The organism is Streptomyces sp. NPDC031265 (assembly GCF_055570295.1).
In genome coordinates this window covers 33,339-49,706 of record NZ_JBVIHM010000028.1, presented here as the reverse complement: position 1 = coordinate 49,706, position 16,368 = coordinate 33,339, and the positions used below count along the sequence as shown (strand labels likewise).

Sequence of the window (16,368 nt, the reverse complement as noted above, 5' to 3'; positions counted from 1 at the left end):
GGGGGTGGAGGAGGCGCGTCCTAACCCGCGGGGGGGGGGGCCACTTAGGGAGGAGGGGGGGGGGCAGTTGGGCTGCTTTGTTTTTTTGTGTGGGGGGGGGGGGCCCCCCTCTTCTTTTCTTCCCCCCCCCCCCCGCCAGATCCGCGCCCGCAGCGTACGGCCCGAGATGCCCTCCAGAAGAGTGAGCAGCGAGTCGTTGCCCGTCGCCGCGACGACGGTGCGGTGGAAGGCCGCGTCATGGGCGTTGAGCTGCTCGACGTCGTCGCGGGCCTCGCGCATGGCGTCCAGGTGGTGCTTGACCTCGGCCAGCTGGTCGTCGGCGATCCGGGTGGCGGCCAGGCCGGTCGCGGCCGGTTCGAGGAGCCGGCGGACCTCCATGAGGTCCAGCAGTGCGGCCGAGTCCGTCTGCAGGAGTTCCACGGCGCCGCCCAGCCCCTCGAACAGCAGGCTCGGCTCCAGGCTGGTGACGTATGTGCCATCACCCCGGCGGACCTCAAGGACCCGTGCCACGGCCAGCGCCTTGACCGCCTCGCGCGCGAGGTTGCGGGACAGCCCCAGCTGAGCCGCGAGTTCCGGCTCCGGCGGCAGTTTCGAGCCCGGGAGCAGCGCACCGGTGCGGATCAGTTCACGAATCCGCTCGATCGCCTTGTCGGTCAACGACATCGCGAACTCCCTCGTCCTGGTTCTCCTACTGCACGCCGGGGCTGATCAGCCCCGGGCGCGAGGGTCGTTCGGGACATGCCGACGGTGGAACTCCACTCCGCGTTCCGCGTGACTTGTTCGCGATTCCGCATGCCCAGGGTGACGTTGATGATACTGGAGTGGGTGCACGCGAAGGCGATGGCTGCCGCGGGAAGCGTCGTACCCTGCGTGGAGCAGACCGCGGAGATCTCCCGGGCGCGGGCGACCAACGCGGGCGGAGCCGTCTGCGCTCGCGCCCTGCCGGGATGCGGTCCGGGATCGCCTTGCCGCGTACCGGACCGGCCCCGCAGGACCTGGGTGGTGTCGGTGGCCGCCGGCCGGGTCACACCGGCCGATGGGACTCGCGGCTGCCCAGCAGCGTGGGGTTCCTGCGGGCCCGGGATGCCCAGGATCCGCTGATCCTGGAAACCGGCCGGCTCTCCGTCGGCCATGTCGACGAGTTCGTGCGGTGCCCGCCCCCCCGGCTGGAAGGTCGGCATCGCCGATCCCGAGGGACGGCCTGGGACCAGGGAGATCAAGGAGACCCTTGAGATCCTCAAGCGGGAAACCGGTGTCACGTACGCGGAGAACGCTCAATCCGGTCGGGGTGATCGGCGAGCCGGGCGCGGGCCTTGCGGAAGCGGTGGGCGCAGTGGTCACCCAGGACAAGGTGGACCTTGTGCGTGACGTGTCCGGTGAGGCGGTCCAGGAAGCGGCAGCCAGTCCACGCGGGAGTTCGACGTTCGACGCACGGAGACGCGAGACCGCAACGATCCGGATGGGCGGCAGCAGCCCGGATGCCGCTGCGCCCGCGTCAGGAGCGCGGCAGGGCGCGCCTGCGCGGATCCGGCTTGGCCCGTGCCTCGAGATCTGCGGGGCCAGGCCCGCACGGTGACGTGCCTGGCCCCGGCGTGTCAGTTCTGCAGGCGCCAGTGCTGGTTCGCACCGCCCGTGCAACTCCACAGCTGGACTTTCGTCCCGTTGGCGGTCCCACGGCCGTTGGCGTCCAGGCAGAGCCCCGACTGCACCGCTGTGATCGTGCCGTCGGGATTGACGTTCCATTGCTGGTCTGTCTGCCCGCCGCAGTCCCAGATCGCCGCCGGTGTGCCGTTGCCTGCTGCCTGGCCGGCGATGCCCAGGCACTTGTTGCCGTACACAACCAGCTGCTTTCCGGCGGTGTGGGTCCACCGTTGGTTGGAGCCGCCGTTGCAGTCCCACAGTTGTGCCTGCGTGCCGTTGGCCGTGGTCGAGTTATTGATGTCGAGGCAGCGCCCCGACTGCTGGCCGACGATCTCCTGGTTGCCGGTGGGCGGTGACGGATTCGAGCCGAACTGAGTGAAGAACTGCCACACCGCTGCCGACGTCCAGGTGTGCCAGCCGTCACCGGTGGAACCGTCTATGGGACCGGGGTCGTGGCCCGCTCCGTCGAACGCGGCCCAGACCACGGGGTATCCGGACCTGCATCCTGAGTAGGTGGTGATGATGTGCGTCAGGCTTCCGTAGGCCGGCTCGGGCGGGTTCTGCGGGGTGCAGCCGTTCGTACGGACGAAGGTGTCGCGCAGTTCCCGTCCCGACGCGATGGGCAGCACGTTGTCCCTGATGCCGTGCAGACCCATGTAGGCGATGGGCTGAGTGCCGCCGTTGCACCCGCTGAGGTTCGCGCCGGAGTAGACCGCGACCGCGCGGAAGACCGTCGCCCGGGAGCAGGCGAGGGCGTACGACATCGCGCCGCCGTAGCTGAAGCCTGCGGAGAACAACTGGGTGGTGTCGACGCACAGACCTGATTCGATCTGGCCGACCATGGCGTCGACGAAGGCCGTGTCCTGGCCGCCGGAGTTGGCCCAGCCGTTGCCGATGCCCTGGGGGGCGACGAAGATCGTGCCGTTGTTCGCGTTGTCCGCCAGGCTCCGGAGGCCGTAGTAGGACCAGTTGTACCCGTCCGTTCCGCCCGAGTCGACGTCGTTGGCCGTGCCGCCCCGCCAGTGGAAACCGAAGATCAGCCGGTAGGGGTGGTTGCTGTCGTAGCCGGCAGGAACCCGCAGTATGTAACTGCGCGTCTGGCCGCCGCTCTGAATCGTGTGTGCACCACTCGTCAGGGTGGGGGCCTTGCCGCAGCCGGCGGTCGCCCGGACCGCGCCGGTGGTCGTGGCCGACGCGGGCGCGCCAAGGCCGCTGCTGAACGAGGTGCTCGCAGCTGCCAGGACGAGAAGTACCGCGGCCGCGATGGACATTAAGAGCGATTTGCGTTGCATACATGCCTTCTTCCGTGGTCGGGGGAGGGGCAGGGAGCGTTGGTCGCCCGGGTACGGGTGCTGTGTGCGGCGGTGACACCACAACGCATGACAAGAGCCTGGGCTCGAAGCCTCCGAGGCGGTGGGGACGTCGCTCTTCGAGGTCCGTTCGATGGTCGAATGGACTGCGCCTGCAGCCCCACCAGATCGAGTCCGGGGCCGTGCTGGACCGAGTTCCACGATTTGGATCGGCTGTTCCACATGGAGAAGCCGTCGTGGTGCTCGGCGACCGGGCCGGCGAACTTGGCGCCCGCGGCCTTGAACAGCTGCGCCCAGGCGTCCGGATCCCAGTTGCCGCCCTGGGAGGCCGTTTTGGGGCGAACTGCACGTAGGTGCCGGTTTTGTCGCGGGCACCGTCGATGAAGTTGTTGTACGGCCATACCGAGGGGTCGCCGTAGGTGGCGATGTGGTGCCGGTTCTCGGCCGAGCCGCCGATGTACATGTTGCGCGGATACCACTCGTTCCCGAACGCGGGAACGCTGAAGACGCCCCAGTGGTAGTAGATGCCGAACTCGGCGTCCTGGAACCAGACCGGGGCCAGGGGGTGCTGGTCCACGGAGGACCAGCTCGCTGTGCAGCTTCCGGGGCCGTCGGTCGCGGCGGCCTCGGGGGCGAACCGCAGCAGGCCGAAGGCCGTGGCCGCACCGGCTGTCGAAAGCAGTCGGCGCCGGGCTGAGCGGGAGGGAAGAGGAAGGCATGTGGGGTGCCTCTCGGGGGAATTGACGGAGGTGATCCGGGAGTCGGTGATCGTCAGCCGGTCACCGGATCAGCCCCGCGTCCACTTCTGGTTGCAGCCTCGCTCGTTCCACCCGCCGAGGCAGTCGGTGCCGAGCCCGTGCTGCTTGGCGCGGCCCAGCCGCGAGAGCGGATAGTCGATCACGTCAGCGCAGGATGAAATCCTGGTTGGTGCCGGGCGCGTTCTTGCACGGCCACTGGTCCAGTTGCTGGCCCAGGTTGCCGCCGGCGCCGTAGACGTCCAGGCACAGACCGCTGTTCTTGTTCTGGAACTCGTACGAGCCGTCGGACTGCCGCACGGGCAGCCAGAGGCTGTTGGCCGCCGTACCGGGGGCCTGTTGGACGATGTCCGGGACGCCTGCCGCCGTGGATCCGCCGGCGACCGCCACGTCCTGGCCCGAGTTCTGGGCTCGCAGTTCGCCGTAACCGCCCGAGGCCGGCACGAACTGGAACTGCTGGTTGCTCTGCCCGTTGCAGGTCCACTGGTCGATCGCCACGCCCGCGCTGCCAGAGTTGCCGTAGACGTCCATGCACAAGTTGTCGTTGGCGACCGCGAGTTGGTGGTAGCCGTTCGGGAAGCCGCCGCTGGACGAGGCGGGTGTGAGGTAGACGGCGAACGCGTCGTGCGAGGCCTGGAACGTGAACGGTACGGTGATCGAGCCGCCCGAGGTGCTCACGTTCTGGTTGTACACGGTCTGCGGGGCGGCGAGTGGCGCCTGCTCCGGGATGCGGTGCACCGTGACGTTCACGCTGCCCGCGTTCGCCAGCCAGGGCACGGACGCCAGCCCGTCGAAGGTCACGGACGCGGAGCCGGTGTTCCCGTTCGAATCGCCGATGATCGCCACCACCCGCTTGGCGGTGGAGTCCTCGGAGGCTGAGATCGCCGTCGAGCCGACCTGGCCGGAGGTGGCCACCAGGGTGCCGGTCATGTCGGCATAGTCCCGAAGCGCCCACCAGTTGCCGGTCGGCTGCCAACTGCCCCCGCTCTGGGTCAGGACTCCGGTGAGGTTCGGGGTGACGCAGCACACCCAGTTGCCGCGCATCGCGTTGGTGTACCCGGACTGCGCGAACCGCGCCAGATACCACGCCGTCACCCCGGCGGTCTGCCGGTCGGCGGGCTGGTACTCGTTCGCGGACAGCGGCAACGGACCGATGCCTGCCGCGGTCAGGGCGCTGTTGAGGGACTGCCCGACGGTGACCGGGTCGTCGACATCGCCCTCGTCGTGGTTGGTGATCATGTCCGGCACCGTCCCCGCCGCCTTCACGTGCGCGAGCCAGGTCTGCCATTCACCGGGGTTGCCCTGCGGGGTGAACGCCAGTGACGGTCCCACGATCTGCGCCCCGGGGGCGATGCGCCGGATCTCCCGGTAGGCGGTGTCCCACATCTGGAAGTACTGGGCGCTGTTCACGCCCCGGGTCCAGAAGACGGAGATATCCGGCTCGTTCCAGATGTCGTAGGAGAACTTCAGCCCCGAAGTTTGCAGCGCTCCCACCGTGGAGTCGATGAAGCTGATCCAGTTGGAGCAGTCCCCGTTGTCGCACGGGTACTTGGTGTTCGACGGCTGGCCGCCGTTCGCACCGTAGATGTCGCTGACCAGTACCTGGTACTGCGCGTGGTAGGGCGGTTGGGTGAGCCGTTTCGCCTGCGAGATGATCGAGCCGACATCGGCCCGAGTCGCCGAGCCGTACTGGTAGTTGTCCTTGATCCAGCCGCCGGAGAACCATCCGCCGCCGCGGAACGCGTTGACGCCCAACGGCTGGATGAACTGGTCCACGGGCTGGCTGCCGTCTTCACTGATGCCGTAGAGGAAGCCCTCCCCGACGCCGGTCGACGGCCCTCGTGTCGACGCCAGGTGCACGCTCAGCGACTCGCCCGAGGCGGCCTGGCTCACTGCCGTCGCCGGCAGGGGCAGTAAGAGCGCCAAGACGGCGCCGGCTATCAGTGCCAGACGTCCGGGTCCCACTCTCGTCTTCATCCGATCCTCCTGCGGTCCGAGGTCAGCCGAGCGACCATTGCTGGTTGGATCCGCCGTTGCAGGTCCACAGCTGTACGGGGGTGCCGTTGGCGGTGGCGGCATTGTTGACGTCCAGGCACAGGCCCGACTGCGTGTTGGTGAGGGTGCCGTTGGTGTTGAGGTTCCACTGCTGGTTGCTCTGGCCGTTGCAGGTCCAGGTGATGACCTTGGTGCCGGGGGTGGTGCCCTGGTGGGAGGCGTCCAGGCACACCCGGCTGGTGCCGGAGTACACGGTGAGCTGGTGGGAGGTGGTCTGGGACCAGGTCTGGTTCGCCTGTCCGTTGCAGTCCCAGATCTGCGTCTGCGTACCCGCTGTGGTGGACGAGCCCGGAATATCCAGACACCGGCCCGCACCCACCGCGCGCAGCTCACCGGTCACGCTGGTGCCGCCGCCGCTGGTGCCGCCCGCGACCCGGTACATCACCGTGCCGTGCGCCGGCACCGAGGCGCGGATCGTGCCCGAGGTGGTCGAGGCCGCCCCCGACCACAGGTCGGTGAGGGTGTAGGCGGACGCCCCGGTCTTCCCGATCGCGGCGGCGGTGGTGGTGATGGTCGCCGTCGAGCCCGTCTCGTTGAACAGCGCCACCGACACGTCCCCGTTGGCAAGCGGCTTGGCCAGCACGTCCAAGCCGCCCGAGGACGCGACCATGGTGCCCTGCTTGCCCAGGGGATCCTGGTCGACCGCGATCACCCGGGAGTTGGTCAGCGTGGACAGGGTGTCCGCACTGGCCGAGGGGATGTTGGTGCCCGCGATCAGCGGCGCGGCCATCTCCGCCCACAGGCTGAACTCGGTGCGGCTCTCGGTGGCCGTCATCGAGCCGTTGCCGACCTCCAGCATGTCCGGGTCGTTCCAGTGGCCGGGGCCGGCGTAGGAGGCCAAACCCATGTTGCTGTGGAAGATCGACAGCATGCTGGAGAAGCTCGCGCTGATGTCCCCGGTGGTGCGCCAGCTGTTGCCCACGCCCGCGCCCCAGGTCCACACGTTTTCCTGGCCCCAGTTGCACAGGCTGTACAGGATCGGCCGGCCGGTGGCCGCCAGGGCGTCCCGCATCGCGGTGTACCGGGTCTGCGCCGGCGCCCCGTTGCTGTTGCAGTTGTCGTACTTCAGATAGTCCACACCCCACGACGCAAACGACTGCGCGTCCGTGGTCTCGTGCCCCAGGCTGCCCGGATACCCCGCACAGGTCGCGCTGCCCGCGTCCTCGTAGATCCCCAGCTTGAGCCCCAGCGAGTGCACATAGTCCGCGGTGCCCTTGATGCCGTCGGGGAACTTGGCCGGATCGGGCACCAGGTGGCCGCCGGAATCGCGGCTGTGGGTCATCCAGCAGTCGTCGATGTTGACGTACGAGTAGCCCGCCGCCTGCATGCCGTTGGTGTGCATCGCCTGTGCGGTGGACTTGATCAGCGACTCGGAGACACTGCAGCCGTACGCGTTCCAGTCGTTGAAGCCCATCTGCGGAGTCAGCGCCAGCCCGTTGTCCAACGCGGCGGCGGGCTGCGCCATACCGGGGGAGAGGAGCGGGGCGGCCGACGCGAGCAGCGCGACCGAGAAGGTGAGCGCCAGCGTCCTGCGCAAGGACAGTCGCGGGAGCAGGGGCGGAAGACGTCCGGCAATGGTAGTGAGCATGTCAATGACTCTCCTGGAGGGGTCTTCTGAGGGCTGAACAGGGGCCGACTCTGCCTTGGTGTCGTGGGGGTGAGGGCGACCGAGAGCACCCATAGAGAGTACTTAGACATCCCATGTCCCTCAGTGATCCATACGTCATTCCCGCTGTCAATACGCATGCCGCCCCAACCGGAAGCTGATCCATCCCATGTATATGCCCCGGCCGGTCAGCCGTGAGGGCATGGTGAAACCCGCGTCCGGCGACGGCCGCCATGGCGGACGCGGACGCGGGTGTCCGTTCCGGTCCCGCCGAAGCGATCCGGCGGCCGGGGCGCGCTCTGGCGCCGATCACCTCACCTGAGACTCCAGTGCTGGTTGGCACTGCCGTTGGAGTCCCAGACCTGGACCGGGGCCCCGTTGGCGCTCTGGCCGCCGGGCACCTCCAGCGCCCGGCCGGAAGCGACGTTGGTCAAGGTGTACGAACCGTCGCCGTTCCGACTCGCGCGCCAGTGCTGGTTGGCACCGCCATTGGCGTCCCAGATCTCCATCCGCGTGCCGTTACCCGTCTGGCCACCCGGCTCGTCCAGAACCCGCCCACTGCCGGTGTTCGTCCACGTGTATGAGCCGTCGCCGTTCTGATCCGCCCGCCACTGCTGATTCGCAGCACCGCCATTGGCATCCCAGATCTGCAAAGACGTGCCGTTCGCCGTCTGGCCGGCCGGCACGTCCAGCACCCGCCCCGCGGCGACATCGCTCAGCGAGTACACCCTGCCCGAGACGATGCCCCCGGGGTTCCCCGTGCTGCCGCCGAGCGCGGACAGGGCCGAGTCATAAGCCGGCTTCTTGTTGCCGTTGTTGTCGAACAGCAGCGGGTTCTCTCCCGTCCGCCACGAGTCGCTGTCCCTGATTCCCCACACGGTGATGCCGGTGCAGCGGGCGACGTTCATGCAGGCCCTCAACGTGTTGGCGTACGCGCTCGGCGATGCCTGGGCGATGTCGAGTTCGGTGATCTGGACGTCGACGCCGAGCGCGGCGAATTTGGACAGGGTGGTCTGGAAGCTGGCGGGCGGGCCGCCGGTGCCGAAGTGGCTCTGGAGGCCGACGCAGTCGATCGGCACGCCGCGGGACTTGAAGTCCTTGACCATGTTGTAGACGCCCTGGGTCTTGGCGTCGGTCCAGTTCTCGATGTTGTAGTCGTTGTAGCAGAGCTTGGCCGAGGAGTCGGCCGCCCGGGCGGTGCGGAACGCTTCCTCGATGAAGCCGTTGCCCAGCACGTTCTGGAACACCGAGCTGCGGTGCTGGCCGCTGCCGCCGTCGGCGAACGCCTCGTTGACCACGTCCCAGGCGTAGATCTTGCCCTTGTAGTGGGTCATCTCGGTGGTGATGTGGTTGTTCATCACGCTGCGCAGCGTGTTCGCGTCGCCGATGGAGCTGACCCAGCCGGGTAGTTGGGAGTGCCAGACCAGGGTGTGGCCGCGCATCCGCTGTCCGTGCGCGGTGGCGTGGCTGACGATCTGGTCGGCGGGGCCGAAGTTGAAATTGCCGCGGGACGGTTCGGTGGTGTCCCACTTCATCTCGTTCTCCGGGGTGATCATGTTGAACTCCCGGTCGAGAATCGTGGAATACGTCGAGTTGCCGAGTTTTCCGGCAGCCAGGGCCGTACCGAAATAGCGGCCGCTGTCGGCCGCGGCGGCGCCCAGCGTGCCGGAAGCCGCGTGTGCGGCAGGGCTCGCCGGACCGGTCAGGGCCAGTACCGTGCCGGCCACCAAACCGGTGGCCAAGGTCAGGGCCTTGCGGAGACGGGGCTCCTCGTTGGGCCAGGACATGGGGGATCGTTCTCCTTGTGTGGGGGGTGAGGCACCGATCAGGAGAGGGTGCCGCGGTGGAGTCGTGTCACGGAACTGACCGGCAGGGTGGTCCACCCCTGGTTGGCGCCGCCGTTGCAGTCCCACAGGACCAGTTGCGTACCGTCGGTGGTGGACGCACCTGGGTCGTCGAGGCAGCGGCCGGAGACCGGATTGCGGTATCCACCGTTGTACGCCTGCCATTGCTGGTTGGTACCGCCGTTGCAGTCCCAGACCTCGATCTTGGTGCCGTTGGCGGTACCACGGCCGGTGGCGTCGAGGCACTTCCCGAGCGCCCGCAGGGTGCCGTCGGAGCGTGCGGACCACACCTGCGCGTCGGAGCCGTTGCATGACCAGATCTCGGCGGCGGTCCCGTTGGCGCTGTTGCCGCCGTTGACGTCCAGGCACTTCCCCGCGATGCCGGAGCGCACCTGCCCGCCCACGGAAAGCGGCGGCTTGATCCAGCCTGCCGCGTCCGCGGCCTGGACCCCGGCGTTGAAGGCGTCCGCCATCTTGCCGTAGCCGCTGTCGTTGGGGTGCAGCGAGTCGGCCAGGTCCGCGCTGGTCAGAGCACCCATGTCCACCAGGCGTACATGCTTGCCGGCTGCCTGCTCGGCCTGGACGATTCCGGGTAACTTGGCGTTGAAGGCCGGCCGGTTGGCCTCCTCGGTACCGCTGGTGGAGATGATCAGGGTGCCGACGAGGACGGTCGCGTCTGGTGCGTCGCTGGTGATCCGGTCGATGAGCGCACGGAGCCGGTCGGTCGCGGTCGGGACCTGATAGCCGCCGTTCAGATCGTTGGTACCGATCTCCAGGGTGACCACATTCGGCCGGTATCGGGCCAGCATGGAGTCCGCGATGCCGGCTATCTGGTCGATCCGCCAGCCGGAGTGGCCTTCGTTGTCCGGGTCGGACATGGTGCCGTTGCGGCCCGAGCCGACGAAGTCCAGGGCGTGCCCCTCGGCCGCCAGTCGGTTCCACAGGAAGCCCCGGTAGCCGTTCCCGGACGCACTGCCGACGCCCCAGGTGATCGAGTCACCCAGCGGCATCAGCCGCAGGGCGGCGGGCGCGGCCTCGCCGCCGTCGTCGGCGGCCGCCGCGGGCAACGCGCCGCTCAGGCCGAGCGCGACCGTCAGCGCCGCGGCCAAGGGTGCCCAGTACTTCTTCATCAGTGTTCCTCACTGGTGGGGGACAGTGGTGTGGTCAAAGAACCGCCGGCCCGGTGCAGGCGCCGGGGCCGTACGGGCCGGTCAGCGCGGGGTGAAGTCCTGGTTGGTGCCGGCGGTGTTCTTGCAGGGCCACTGGTCGAGCTGCTGGCCGAGGTTGCTGCCGGCGCCGTAGACGTCCAGGCACAACCCGCTGTTCTGGTTCTGGAAGGCGTACGAGCCGTCGGACTGGTGCACCGGCAGCCACAGACTGCTGGACGCTCCGTCGGGGGCCTGCTGCACGATGTCCGGCGTACCGGCAGCCGTGGAACCGCCCGACACCGTCACGACCTGTCCGGAGTTCTGTGCCTGCAACTGCCCGTAACCACCCGAGACCGGCACGAACTGGAACTGCTGGTTGCTCTGCCCGTTGCAGGTCCACTGGTCGATCGCGGCGCCCGCGGCGCCGGAGTTGCCGTACACGTCCAGACACAGACCGTTGCTGCCGATCACCAGTCGGTGGTAGCCGGTGGGGAAGCCGCCGCCGCCCGACGTCGGGATGCCTGCCTGCTGGATGACCTGCTGCGCACCCTGCGGCCAGTTGGTGCCGCTGACCTGGACGTTGCCGGTGAGGACGTTGTTGTGCGGAGGACCGGTGGCCACGTACGTGTTGCCGCCGTTGTACCAGTTGCCGGAGAAGGTGCTGTTGTCGGTGTGGTTGTTTCCGTTGGCATTGGTGAGCGCCCAGTTACCGGCGTCCTGCACCACGTTGTGCGACACGGTCAGGTACCGGGAGCCCTCGTCGAGGTACAGCGCGGTGGTGTGACGGTTGTCGTACATGTAGTTGTCGGAGATCACCGAGCCGGGGCTCGCGGACAGGCTGTAGATGCTGCCGCCGTCGAACATCGCGTTCTTGGTGTTGAAGACCAGGTTGTACGAGACGGTGTTGTTCTTCAGCGTTGTGGGAGTGCTGTAGACGGGCTGGTAGTTGTACGTGCCTCGGTTGACGTAGTCCTGGCTGCCGCCCGGGTCGTTGACGCCCCAGCCCCAGCCGATGTCGATCCCGTCGTAGGGAAGGTGGTCGCACTGGTTGTGGGTGATCGTCGCGTTCGTGACGTAGGTGGACAGGATGGCCGCGGTCTCTTTGTAGTCGGTGCCCACTCCGCTGACCCGGTTGTTGCTGACGACGATGTTCTGGTTGGTCATCCGCGGGTCGCTGGGGTGGTGTGCGTCCGGCTGGATCCCGCCGATCTGGATGCCGCTCCCGGCGTCGTCGGTGAACGTGTTGCCGGTGATGGTGATGCCGTTGGCGCCGAGGCCCGTCCCGGAGGCCGTGGCGGCGCCGTCGTTGCCCACGCCCAGCCCGGCCTGTCCGAGTTCGGAGAACGTGTCGCCGGAGAACGTGATGTTGGCGGCGGCGGAGACCTGTACGGCCGCGGGCATCTGCACCCAGTGGTTACGGGTGGCCTCGAACTGCGTGCACCCGGACTTGCAGGTGCTCAACCAGTCCGCCGGCATCGTGTAGGCGCCGGTGATGTGCGCGCCGCTCTGCTGGTCCGCGTAGCCGACGGATCCGCTCGGGCCGAGCCAGGAGGTTCCGGTGAACCGGATGCCGGTGAACCGCAGTCCGGTCGCGGGGGAGCCGTAGCTGCCACTGATGCCGAGCAGGCTTTGCAGCCGGGGCAGTTCGATGTCGAGGCTGCCCGGATTCTGACCCGGCTGGGCCCGGTAGTACAGGTCGCCGGTGGACGAGTCGAGGTACCACTGTCCGGCCTGCCGCAGGAACGCGTAGTTGTTCTCCAGGTACATCGTCCCGCCGGCGAATGGCGCGTTGATCGTGTCGTAGCCCCAGGAGTTGTTGTTCCACGCGGGCTGCTGCATCGTGATGGTGTTGCCGCTGATCGACTGGACGGGCGCGTAGCGGTCGGTGAAGGAGTTGAGGCTCTCGACTTCCATGTGGTTCTTGTCCGAAAGGCCGGCCAGATAGCTGAGTGAAGAGTTGGTGATGGTCAGACCGGTCTGGGTGAAGGTGAAGTCGGAGCGGGACACCTGGATCGCCGCCCGCGGTGCCTCCTTGCCGTTCACGTACAACTGGCGCGTGTTCACGCCAGTGCCGACGTGGACCGACCAGATGTTGTTCGTCTGGTCCTGCACCTGCCAGCCGGTCACCTGCTGGGCGCCGGTCACGACCGGCTGCTGTCCGGACATGGCCTGGTAGGAGATGGTGTGGCCGTTCTGGCCGCCGTCGCCGGAGCCGAACGTCAGCGGCTTGGACTGCCGGTAGGTGCCACCGGCCAGGTAGACCACGACGTCCGAGTCGGCCGCGAGCTGGTGCGCGGGCTGCCGCGCCTGGTCGATGGTGGCGAACGGTTGCTGGGCACTGCCGTTCCCGTCCGGCGCCGCGCCCGGAGCCACGTACAGGGCGGCTGTTGCTTGGCGTTCGGCCGGTGCGGCGCTCGCGGCCCCGGCCGTGGCGACGCCCCCGGCCAGTAGGGCGAGCAGCGACAGGGGAACGGCCCAGCGGCCGCGGAGCACTCTGGGTCTGGGCATCGTCATCCTTGAGTAGTGGCGCGTGTGGCCCGGTGCCGGGCATGCGGGTGCCCTCATCTGGTGGCGAGTGCGGCCCGCGGCCGGCCGTGAGCCGGCCACGGGCGGGAGCCGTTCAGGTCAGTTGAGGCGCCATTGCTGGTTGGATCCGCCGTTGCACGGCCAGAGTTCGGCCAGAGCGCCGTTGGCCGTGGAAGCGCTGGTGACGTCTAGGCAGAGCCCTGACTGGAGACCGGTGACGGTGCCGTCGGAGGTCAGCTGCCATTGCTGGTTGGCGCCGCCGTGGCACGGCCAGGTCACCACCTTGGTGCCGGCGGTGGTCTGGTTGTCGTACGCGTCCAGACACATCTGGCTGCTGCCGCTGTAGACAGTCAGCTGGTTGGAGGAAGTGCGGGTCCAGGTCTGGTTGGCGCCGCCGCTGCAGTCCCAGATCTGCAGCTGTGTGCCGGCAGTGGTGGACGAGTTCGGCACGTCCAGGCACTTGCCCGCGCCCACCGCGTGCAGCGGGCCGTTGCCCGTAGTGCCGGAGGCGTTGTTGTATCCGGCCGCGGTGATGTTGGCCTGGACCGCGTTCTCGGTGGCGTCCGAGGGGTAGCCGGAGGTCATCACGCCCTCGTAGAAGGTGCCTTGGGCGCCCTTGCTGTTGTCGCCACCGATACCCAGGATGATGGCCCCCTGCTTGCGCATCGGGTTGTAGCCCGCAACGTTGGGCCGCGGCCCGTCGTAGAAGGTGGACAGGCCGCCCGACTGAGCGTTGCCGCCGCGGATCGCCCAGTGGTTCGGGCCGCCCTTGACGATGGCGGTCGTATACCGGTAGTTGATGGATGGGTCGCCCGCGTTGTAGTGCTGGTTCACCCCGGAGAACAGGCCGTTCTCCAGATCGGCCATGATCCAGGGGCCGTTGCCGGAACCGTAGCCCCAGACCTTGATGTTGCCGAAGTAGATGGCCTCCATGGTGCCGTTGCCGTCGTCGTTGCTGTCCGTCTCGGCGTTGCCGTAGTCGAAGCAGCAGCCACCGTTGTAGTGCGTGCCGTCGAAGATCGCGTACATGCCCTCGGGGTTGTCCCCGGTCGCGATGCCGTTGGTGTGGTTGTTGCGGTAACCCGTGCCGGGCGCCACGAAGACGCCGTAGGCCTTGTGGCCGCCCACCGTGGTGGGTGCGGCGGTCGCGTTCGCGAGGTTGTCCGGACCGCCCGCGGCACCACCCCCGGGCGCCTGGGTGAGGTGGTTGCCTCGGCCCGACTGGTCGTAGATGATCGTGATCAGGCAGCTCGTCCCCGCGCAGAACGAGTCCTGCGCGGCGGCGTCGGCATACCCACCCGCGCTCAGGACGCCGATGTTTCGGGTGGTGTTGTCCGAGGAGCGCCGGACCTGGTAGAGCGGCCCGTTGTACGAGGCGTACAACGCGCGCGTCGTGCTGTGCGCCGCGACGCATGGTGTACTGCCTGTCGCGTAGATGTCGCACGGCCCGGATGTGGCCGCCTGGGCCGTGCCGGCCGTGGCCGTGGCACCGGTCAGCGCGCCAACGACAAGTGCGGCCGCGGCCCCCGCTCGGGCGAACGTCTTCAGCCGAGAGCGCGGCGAGCGCACCGGCGGAGGGACATGTGCCTGATCCGGCACCCTGTCCGGCCCGCCGCGGCGCCGTAACGCTGCGAGCAGCCGTTGGACGCCACCGCGTCCGGACAGCATGTGGCGTTTTGTATGTGGGGTTCCCATCCGATCTCCCTACCGTGCCGGCGTATCCCAGTCAGGTTGTGCTGGCGGCGCCCATGGTGTGGAAGCGCTTGAACGTGCCGTGTTTGCAGTGGGATTGCAGTGAGGTTTCGGGAGGAGACGCTGCTCCCGATTCCGCAGGGCTGTCAAGGGTTAGGGAGCGCACTGTTGCGAACCTTCGCGGAATCGGTTCGATGGCTGAGACCGACAGAACGGGGGCGATCGACGCGCCGAGCCGGGCCGACGCAGCGGCGGGCGAGTGGTGGCGCGGTGGGTCGAGCGGGGTGCGTTCGACGGCCACGCCCAGGAAACCCGGGCGACCTGCCGTCATGCCCCTGAACAGGTACGCAGCCGTCAAACCCCGGTGATCGGGGGTCGGTTCGAAGCGCACTCGCCGAAGCAGCGGGCTCGGCCGGCGTGTCTGCGTCGCCTTCGCCTCGCGGCACGTCATTGACCCCGTACCCCGCCGGTCGTACCATCCAGTCGAAGCGCTTGCGTAGAATCGGTTCGCTCCACGCCTGCCGGTAAGGCATGAGACTCAGAACGCCTGGCGGTGACCAGCGGGCCTACGCCGTTTCCCGCACACTCATGACACTCGGGCATCTTTCATCCGTCCGGGCACGCCAGTGGGAGCGACGGCCGCCGGACTGCGCCGCAGCCCGGTCCAGCTCCGTCGTACAGCGTGGGATGCAGTGGCAAGGTGACCATCACGGGCATCAACCGCACGCCGTCCCGGGGGATACCGTTGTCGGCGTCACCCTGGACCGCACGGTGCAGCCGGACGACATCGCCGTCGGCAAGTGCCACCACGCCCGGCGGGCATCAGCCAAAGACGCGCTGCTGAATCTTCTTGCGATAGTCCTCAAGGGTGTTGTCGATGTGGGTGGCGGCCGCGAGCGCGGCGTCCTCGGGGAGGCCGTCTCTGATGGCGCGGAAGATCGCGTCGTGTTCCTCGATCGCGGCTGCCCCGTGCCCGCCCAGCGTGCCGCGTAGCGCCATGACGCCCGACTGGCTCTGCAGTCGCCGTGCCTCCTGCACGGCCACGGACAGGAAGGCATTGTGAGCCGCAGCGGCGACACCGGTGTGGAAGGCGTCGTCACCCTGCTCGAACAGCTCGACGTCGCCGGACTCGAAGGCGCGGCGGCAGGTGTCGGCGGCCTTCTCGATGGCACGCAGCTCGACGGGGGTTGCCCGGACCGAGGCCAGTCGGCTCGCCTCGGTCTCCTGGACTCTGCGGAATTCGAAGAGCATGAAGAGGTGGTCGAGGTTGGTCGGCAGGAAGAATCCGCCGAACCGCCCGGAGCCCAGCATGCCGGGGTCGTCGGCGACGTAGAGCCCCCGGCCCTTCTGGGCGCGGACCCGACCGAGCGCGGAAAGGATCTTGATGCCTTCGCGGACCACGGTGCGACTCGTTCCGAGCCGCCCGGCAAGCTCCAGCTCCGTGGGCAGACGGTCGCCCGGCCGCAGAGCCATGGACGCGATGAGTTCGAGCAGTTGCTCCGCAGCCACCTCATACCCGGGCCGGTACGGAGCCTCCTCGTCGCCGTCCGCCGTTCCTCTCGCTGTGCCCGTCACGGAAGCCTCACTTCTCCGTAGTCCTCGCTCGCCATGGATCTGATACATCCTCTCGCCGAGTTCGGCAACGAACAAGGGTCGGGCAAATAAGCCTATACATTCTGGGGGCGAAGGCGGCCTTCGCTGTCTGCGACAGGGGCTTGAGCTCGGCATCCCCGTCTCGCCTGGCCTCACAGAGCGAAGAAATGGGGCGAAGGGTGGCTCGGAGCGGCCTGG

General features: G+C 68.2%; 8 protein-coding genes and 2 pseudogenes. All 10 read right to left on the bottom strand.

Annotation, left to right across the window (positions count from 1 at the left end; translation table 11 throughout):
* On the bottom strand, window positions 1-663 hold a 663-nt coding region (locus tag ACZ499_RS32045; RefSeq protein WP_468679698.1), incomplete at its 3' end, for a FadR/GntR family transcriptional regulator.
* 932 nt (window positions 664-1,595) lie between these two features.
* The gene (locus ACZ499_RS32040) at window positions 1,596-2,912 is read right to left on the bottom strand and encodes a ricin-type beta-trefoil lectin domain protein (protein ID WP_468679697.1); all 1,317 of its coding nucleotides are present in this window, start codon (window positions 2,910-2,912) and stop codon (window positions 1,596-1,598) included.
* Window positions 2,913-3,088: 176 nt separating this feature from the next.
* Window positions 3,089-3,670, bottom strand: a pseudogene (locus ACZ499_RS32035) (alpha-L-fucosidase); the annotation flags it as partial.
* 183 nt (window positions 3,671-3,853) lie between these two features.
* Window positions 3,854-5,683 (bottom strand): RICIN domain-containing protein, encoded by a 1,830-nt coding sequence (locus tag ACZ499_RS32030; protein ID WP_468679696.1) that lies wholly within the window; start codon window positions 5,681-5,683, stop codon window positions 3,854-3,856.
* A 22-nt stretch (window positions 5,684-5,705) separates the two neighbouring features.
* Window positions 5,706-7,349 (bottom strand): glycoside hydrolase family 27 protein, encoded by a 1,644-nt coding sequence (locus tag ACZ499_RS32025; RefSeq protein WP_468679695.1) that lies wholly within the window; start codon window positions 7,347-7,349, stop codon window positions 5,706-5,708.
* 335 nt (window positions 7,350-7,684) lie between these two features.
* Window positions 7,685-9,154, bottom strand: a pseudogene (locus ACZ499_RS32020) (glycoside hydrolase family 10 protein); the annotation flags it as partial.
* 38 nt (window positions 9,155-9,192) lie between these two features.
* The gene (locus ACZ499_RS32015; RefSeq protein ID WP_468679694.1) at window positions 9,193-10,341 is read right to left on the bottom strand and encodes a ricin-type beta-trefoil lectin domain protein; all 1,149 of its coding nucleotides are present in this window, start codon (window positions 10,339-10,341) and stop codon (window positions 9,193-9,195) included.
* An 81-nt stretch (window positions 10,342-10,422) separates the two neighbouring features.
* Window positions 10,423-12,867 (bottom strand): RICIN domain-containing protein, encoded by a 2,445-nt coding sequence (locus tag ACZ499_RS32010; RefSeq protein WP_468679693.1) that lies wholly within the window; start codon window positions 12,865-12,867, stop codon window positions 10,423-10,425.
* A 117-nt stretch (window positions 12,868-12,984) separates the two neighbouring features.
* Window positions 12,985-14,580: an arabinofuranosidase catalytic domain-containing protein gene (locus tag ACZ499_RS32005; RefSeq protein ID WP_468679692.1), complete on the bottom strand. Its 1,596-nt coding sequence runs from the start codon at window positions 14,578-14,580 to the stop codon at window positions 12,985-12,987.
* A gap of 819 nt (window positions 14,581-15,399) precedes the next feature.
* On the bottom strand, window positions 15,400-16,152 hold the full coding sequence (locus tag ACZ499_RS32000) for a FadR/GntR family transcriptional regulator (protein WP_468679691.1): 753 nt from the start codon (window positions 16,150-16,152) through the stop codon (window positions 15,400-15,402).
* Window positions 16,153-16,368: the final 216 nt, after the last annotated feature.